This is a genomic window from Martelella sp. UBA3392 (assembly GCF_002358775.1).
GTDB lineage: Bacteria > Pseudomonadota > Alphaproteobacteria > Rhizobiales > Rhizobiaceae > Martelella > Martelella mediterranea.
The window spans coordinates 1-6,704 of the sequence record NZ_DEPM01000118.1; the positions used below are offsets into that span (position 1 = coordinate 1).

General features: G+C 62.1%; 5 protein-coding genes. All 5 read left to right on the forward strand.

The window, feature by feature from the left end; all coding sequences use genetic code 11:
* A partial coding sequence (locus B4E36_RS08605; RefSeq protein WP_345900239.1) for a glycogen/starch/alpha-glucan phosphorylase occupies nucleotides 1-717 on the forward strand: 717 nt, incomplete at its 5' end.
* Nucleotides 714-2,924 (forward strand): 1,4-alpha-glucan branching protein GlgB, encoded by a 2,211-nt coding sequence (gene glgB, locus B4E36_RS08610; RefSeq protein WP_292059391.1) that lies wholly within the window; start codon nucleotides 714-716, stop codon nucleotides 2,922-2,924. The genes B4E36_RS08605 and glgB, both read left to right, overlap by 4 nt.
* A gap of 14 nt (nucleotides 2,925-2,938) precedes the next feature.
* Nucleotides 2,939-4,201 (forward strand): glucose-1-phosphate adenylyltransferase, encoded by a 1,263-nt coding sequence (gene glgC, locus B4E36_RS08615; protein WP_018065476.1) that lies wholly within the window; start codon nucleotides 2,939-2,941, stop codon nucleotides 4,199-4,201.
* 3 nt (nucleotides 4,202-4,204) lie between these two features.
* Nucleotides 4,205-5,656, forward strand: coding sequence for a glycogen synthase GlgA (glgA, locus tag B4E36_RS08620; RefSeq protein ID WP_345900240.1), 1,452 nt, complete (start codon nucleotides 4,205-4,207; stop codon nucleotides 5,654-5,656).
* Nucleotides 5,653-6,704, forward strand: a 1,052-nt coding sequence (locus tag B4E36_RS08625) for an alpha-D-glucose phosphate-specific phosphoglucomutase (protein WP_345900241.1), incomplete at its 3' end; no start/stop codon positions are given. The genes glgA and B4E36_RS08625, both read left to right, overlap by 4 nt.

Consider the following 6,704-nt stretch of genomic DNA (forward strand, 5'->3'; position numbering starts at 1 on the left):
CGCTCCCATCCGGAAATGGACTGGGTGCCGCGGGTGAAGCTGTTCGCCGGCAAGGCTGCGCCGAGCTATCACAACGCCAAGCTGATCATCAAGCTCGCCAATGACGTCGCCCGCGTCATCAACAGCGATCCGGCGGTGCGCGGCCTGCTGAAGATCGTGTTCATCCCGAACTACAATGTTTCGACCGCCGAGGTCATGATCCCCGCCGCCGACCTTTCCGAGCAGATCTCGACGGCCGGGATGGAGGCATCGGGCACCGGCAACATGAAGTTCGCGATCAACGGGGCGCTAACGATCGGTACGCTCGACGGCGCCAATGTGGAAATGCGCGACTGGATCGGCGCGGAGAACATGGTGATCTTCGGCATGACCGCCGAGGAGGTCGAGGCGGCCCGCGCCGACGGCTATAACCCGCGCGAGCTGATCGAAGGCTCGAAGGAGCTGTCGCAGGCGCTGTCGGCGATCTCGTCGGGCGTGTTCTCCCATGACGATCCCGGCCGCTATGCCGATCTCATCGGCGGCATCTACGACCATGACTGGTTCATGGTGGCCGCCGATTTCGACGCCTACGCCGCCGCCCAGCGCCAGGTCGACGCGATATGGAACGATCGTACGGCGTGGAACGTTAAGGCAATACGGAACACTGCGCGTATGGGGTGGTTCTCCTCCGACAGGGCCATCAGGGAGTATGCTCGCGATATTTGGGGTGCCTTATGAGACAACCGGAGCCAGTCGATCCGGACAAAGGCGGGGATTTCGCCCCGCCGAGAGGAGACATCGAAGCCATTTTGAACGCCACGCATGGCAACGCCTTTTCCGTGCTGGGCATTCAGAAAATCAACGGCAATCTCGTTGCCCGGTGCTTTCTGCCGGGCGCGGAGCGCGTGGAGGCATTCGACCTTGAGGGCGAGCCTCTCGGCGTTTTGACTCAGATCGATCAGTCCGGTTTCTTTTCCGGTAAGTTGACGCTCACGACCTTCGTTCCGATCCGTTATCGCGCTCGGCGCGGCGACGTCACCTGGACGGTGATAGACCCCTACAGTTTCTGGCCGGTTCTGGGGCCGATGGACGATTATTTCGTCCGCGAGGGCTCCCATCTTCGCCTGTTCGACAAGCTCGGCGCTCATCCCATGACACATCAGGGCGTGAAGGGCTTTCATTTCGCTGTATGGGCGCCGAATGCGCGCCGCGTCTCCGTGGTCGGCAGCTTCAACAACTGGGACGGCCGACGGCACATGATGCGGTTCCGTTCCGATTCCGGCGTGTGGGAAATCTTCGCGCCCGAAGTCGAGCCCGGCACGCCATACAAATTCGAAATCATCGGCTCCAACGGCACTCTCCTGCCGCTGAAGGCCGATCCCTTTGCCCGCCGCAGCGAATTGCGCCCGCAGACGGCATCGCTGACGGCGGCCGAGCTGGAGCAGGAATGGGACGACGAGGAGCATCGCGAGCACTGGGCCGCAAGCGACAAGCGCCGCGAGCCGATCTCGATCTACGAGGTCCATCCGGGCTCATGGCAGCGTCGCGATGACGGGTCGTTTCTGTCCTGGGACGAACTCGCCGACCGGCTGATCCCTTATTGCGCCGACATGGGCTTCACCCATATCGAATTCCTGCCGGTATCCGAATATCCCTACGACCCGTCCTGGGGCTACCAGACCACAGGGCTTTACGCGCCCACCGCCCGCTTCGGCGAGCCGGAGGGTTTCGCCCGCTTCGTCAATGGCTGCCACAAGGTCGGCATCAGCGTGCTGCTCGACTGGGTGCCGGCGCATTTTCCGACCGACGAGCACGGGTTGCGCAATTTCGACGGCACCGCGCTTTACGAACATGCCGATCCGCGCAAGGGGTTTCATCCCGACTGGAACACCGCGATCTACAATTTCGATCGCACCGAGGTCGCCTCCTATCTTCTCAACAACGCGCTTTACTGGGGCGAGAAATTCCATGTCGACGGCCTGCGCGTCGATGCGGTGGCGTCGATGCTCTATCTCGACTACTCCCGCAATTACGGCGAATGGATTCCCAATGAATATGGCGGCAACGCCAATCTGGGCGCGGTGCGGTTCATCCAGGAAACCAACAAGGCGGTTTACGGCCAGCATCCCGAGATGATGACCATCGCCGAGGAATCGACCACCTGGCCGAAAGTGTCGCAGCCGGTCCATGAGGGCGGCCTCGGTTTCGGCTTCAAGTGGAACATGGGCTTCATGCACGACACGCTGACCTATTTCGGCCGCGAGCCGGTGTACCGCAAGCACCACCACCAGGAAATCACCTTCGGCCTAACCTATGCTTTCACGGAAAACTTCGTGCTGCCGCTCTCCCATGACGAAGTGGTGCACGGCAAGGGATCGCTGATCGCCAAGATGTCCGGCGACGACTGGCAGAAATTCGCCAACCTCCGGGCCTATTACGCCTTCATGTGGGCCTATCCCGGCAAGAAGCTCCTGTTCATGGGCCAGGAATTCGCGCAGTGGAGCGAATGGAGCGAGGCGCGCGCGCTGGACTGGAACCTGCTCGACTACAACACCCATGAGGGCGTGCGCCGGCTGGTGCGCGATCTGAACTTCACCTATCGCGCCAAGCCCGCGCTTCACGCCCGCGACTGCGAGCCGGAAGGCTTCGAGTGGACGATCGTCGATGATCACGACAATTCCGTCTTCGCCTGGCAGCGCAAGGCGCCCGGCGAAAAGCCGATCGTGGTTGTCAGCAATCTCACCCCCGTGCCGCGCGACGGCTACCACGTGCCGCTGCCCAAGGCCGGCATCTGGCGCGAAATCCTCAATACCGACGCCGAAATCTACGGCGGCAGCGGGCTGGGCAATGGCGGTCGGGTGCGCGCCGAGAGCCATGGCAATGGCGGCATTTCCGCCGGTCTGATGCTGCCGCCGCTCGCGACCATAATGCTGGAACCAGAGTAGTTTGGGAGGGAAGGATGAACAATCGCATGGGACAGCCGCTGGCGCGTGACGCCATGGCTTATGTTCTGGCCGGCGGACGCGGGAGCCGCCTGAAGGAACTGACGGATACGCGCGCCAAGCCCGCTGTCTATTTCGGCGGCAAGACCAGGATCATCGATTTCGCGCTGTCGAACGCGCTCAATTCCGGCATTCGCCGCATCGGGGTCGCGACCCAGTACAAGGCGCATTCACTGATCCGCCATCTTCATCAGGGCTGGAACTTCTTCCGGCCGGAGCGTAACGAGAGTTTCGACGTACTCCCCGCCTCCCAGCGCGTGTCCGAGACCCAGTGGTATGAGGGCACCGCCGACGCGGTCTACCAGAACATCGACATCATCGATTCCTACGGTCCGGAATACATGATCATTCTGGCCGGCGACCATATTTACAAGATGGACTACGAGATGATGCTGCGCCAGCACGTCAACGACGGCGCCGATATCACGATCGGCTGCCTCGAAGTGCCGGTGGAGGAGGCCAAGGGTTTCGGCGTCATGCATGTCGATGAGAACGACCGGATCGTCGATTTCGTCGAAAAACCCGCCAACCCGCCCGGCATTCCCGGCAACGAGACGATGGCGCTCGCCTCAATGGGCATCTACGTCTTCAAGACCAAGTTCCTGTTCGACTGCCTTTACCGCGATGCCGCCGACCCCACCTCCAGCCGCGATTTCGGCAAGGATATCGTCCCTTATATCGTCAAGAACGGCAAGGCGCTGGCGCACCGCTTCTCAAAGAGCTGCATCCGTTCCAGCTACGAGGAGCAGGCCTATTGGCGCGATGTCGGGACACTCGATGCCTACTGGCAGGCCAATATCGACCTGACCGGCGTGGTGCCCGAACTCGATATCTACGACAAGTCCTGGCCGATCTGGTCCTATTCGGAAGTCACCCCGCCGGCGAAATTCGTGCATGACGACGAAAACCGGCGCGGCTCGGCGATCTCCTCCGTGGTTTCGGGCGATTGCATCATTTCCGGTTCGCAGCTCTACAAGAGCCTGCTGTTTACCGGCGTGCGCGCCAATTCCTATTCCCGCCTCGAGGGCGCGGTCGTCCTGCCGCGCGTGCATGTCGGCCGCCACGCCCAGCTCAGAAACGTGATCATCGACCACGGCGTTCATATTCCCGAAGGCCTCATTGTCGGCGAGGACCCCGAGCTCGACGCCCGCCGTTTCCGCCGCACCGAGAGCGGCATCTGCCTCATCACGCAGTCAATGATCGATAAACTGGACACATAAAACATGAAGGTTCTTTCCGTCGCCTCGGAAATCTATCCCCTGATCAAGACGGGAGGGCTTGCGGACGTCGCTGGCGCGCTGCCGCTTGCGCTGGCGGCATACGGCATCCACACCCGCACCCTGATCCCCGGCTATCCGGCGGTGATGAAGGCGGTCGGCGACAAGGCCGAAAAGGTGATCACGCTCTATGATCTGTTCGGCGAACAGGCGGACGTGCTTGAAGCCCGCCATGACGGTCTGGACCTTCTCATCCTCGAGGCCCCTGCCCTGTTCAACCGTTTCGGCAATCCCTACAATGCGCCGCACGGCGAGGGTTATTCCGACAACTGGCGGCGTTTTGGCGCGCTCTCGAAAGCGGCAGCCGACATCGCCGCCGGCGCCATACCCGGATGGGAGCCCGACCTGGTGCATGCCCATGACTGGCAGGCGGCGCTTACGCCGGTCTATATGCGGTTCGCGCCAACGCCGGAAAAACCCTCGATCCTCACCATTCACAACATCGCCTTCCAGGGCAATTTCGACACGGGGATTTTCCCCTGGCTCGGCCTTCCCGACCATGCGCTCGCCGTCGATGGCGTCGAATATTACGGCAAGGTGAGTTTCCTGAAGGGCGGCCTGCAGACCGCCTGGGCGGTCACTACGGTCAGCCCGACCTATGCTCGCGAAATCCAGACCCCGCAATATGGCATGGGTCTGGAAGGCCTGATCTCGGCCCGCGCCCACACCGTGCACGGCATCGTCAATGGCATTGACACCGATGTCTGGGATCCGGCAACCGACGACACCATCGTCAGCCGCTATTCCGCGCACAAACCGAAGGGTCGGGTTGAAAACCGGCAGGCCGTGGGCGAGACCTTCGGCCTCGACAACGACGATTCCCCGATCTTCTCCGTCGTATCGCGCCTGACATGGCAGAAGGGCATGGATATCCTCGCCGCCGTTGTCGGCGATCTGGTCGCCATGGGCGGCAAGCTCGTCGTGCTCGGCTCCGGCGAACCGGGGCTTGAGGAAGCCTTCCGCAATGCCGCGCGTTATTACCCCGGCCGGGTCGGCACCATTATCGGCTACGATGAACGGCTGTCGCATATGCTGCAGGCCGGCGCTGACGCCATTCTCGTGCCCTCGCGGTTCGAGCCCTGCGGCCTGACCCAGCTCTATGCGCTGCGCTATGGCTGCATTCCCGTGGTCGCGCGCACCGGTGGCCTTGCCGATACCGTGATCGACGCCAACCCGGCCGCCCTGGCCGTCAACGCCGCCACCGGCGTCCAGTTTTCGCCCGTCGAGCCATGGTCGCTGTCCCATGCCATCCGCCGCACGATCAATCTATACGACGACAAGAAAACCTGGCTCGCCATGCAAAAGCAGGGCATGAAGAGCGATGTGTCGTGGAAGGCCAGCGCCGGTCTCTACGCCGATCTTTACAAGCAACTCGATTTGATGGTGTCGAAACCATGAGCGTGACAATTCCGACCACACCCTTCAACGACCAGAAGCCCGGCACGTCCGGCCTGCGCAAGAAGGTGCCGGTCTTCACCCAGCCGCGTTACGCGGAGAATTTCATACAGGCGATCTTCGATTCCATCGGCGACTTCAAGGGCAAGACCCTGGTGATCGGCGGCGACGGCCGTTATCTCAACCGCGAGGTGATCCAGACCACGATCAAGATGGCCGCTGCCAACGGCTTCGGCAAGGTGATGGTCGGCCAGGGCGGCATCCTGTCGACGCCGGCGGCTTCCAACATGATCCGCAAATACCAGGCCTTCGGCGGCATCATCCTCTCGGCGAGCCATAATCCGGGCGGGCCGAACGAGGATTTCGGCATCAAGTACAATACCGCGAATGGCGGCCCAGCGCCCGAAAAGATCACCGATGCGATCTATGAACGCACCAAGCTGATCGACCGCTACCGGATTTCCGAGGCCGACGACGTTTCGCTTGACGCGATCGGCACCTCGAAGGTGGACGACATGGAGGTCGAGGTTTTCGACCCGGTCGCAGACTACGCCGAGCTGATGGAACAGCTTTTCGATTTCGACGCGATCCGCTCCCATATCGCTTCCGGTTTCCGGATTTCGTTCGACGCGATGAGCGCGGTCACCGGCCCCTATGCCAAGGAAATCCTCGAAAACCGCCTTGGCGCGCCGGAAGGCTCGGTGCTGAATTTCGCGCCGCTGGAAGATTTCGGCGGCCATCACCCTGACCCCAACCTTGTCCACGCCAAGGCCCTGTATGATGCGGTCATGAGTGATGGCGGACCGGATTTCGGCGCGGCATCGGATGGCGACGGCGACCGCAACATGGTGGTCGGCCACGGCGTGTTCATCACGCCGTCGGACAGCCTTGCCATTCTCGCGGCCAATGCGCATCTGGCGCCGGCCTACAAGGGCGGCCTTGCGGGCATCGCCCGCTCGATGCCGACCAGCCAGGCCGCCGACCGCGTGGCGGAAAAACTCGGCATTGATTGCTACGAGACCCCGACCGGCTGGAAATTCTTCGGCAACCT

Bases quoted from the DNA above. Each gene is read 5' to 3' on its own strand.
- glgB (WP_292059391.1), top strand. From the start codon at position 714: ATGAGACAACCGGAGCCAGTCGATCCGGACAAAGGCGGGGATTTCGCC.
- glgC (WP_018065476.1), top strand. From the start codon at position 2,939: ATGAACAATCGCATGGGACAGCCGCTGGCGCGTGACGCCATGGCTTAT.
- glgA (WP_345900240.1), top strand. From the start codon at position 4,205: ATGAAGGTTCTTTCCGTCGCCTCGGAAATCTATCCCCTGATCAAGACG.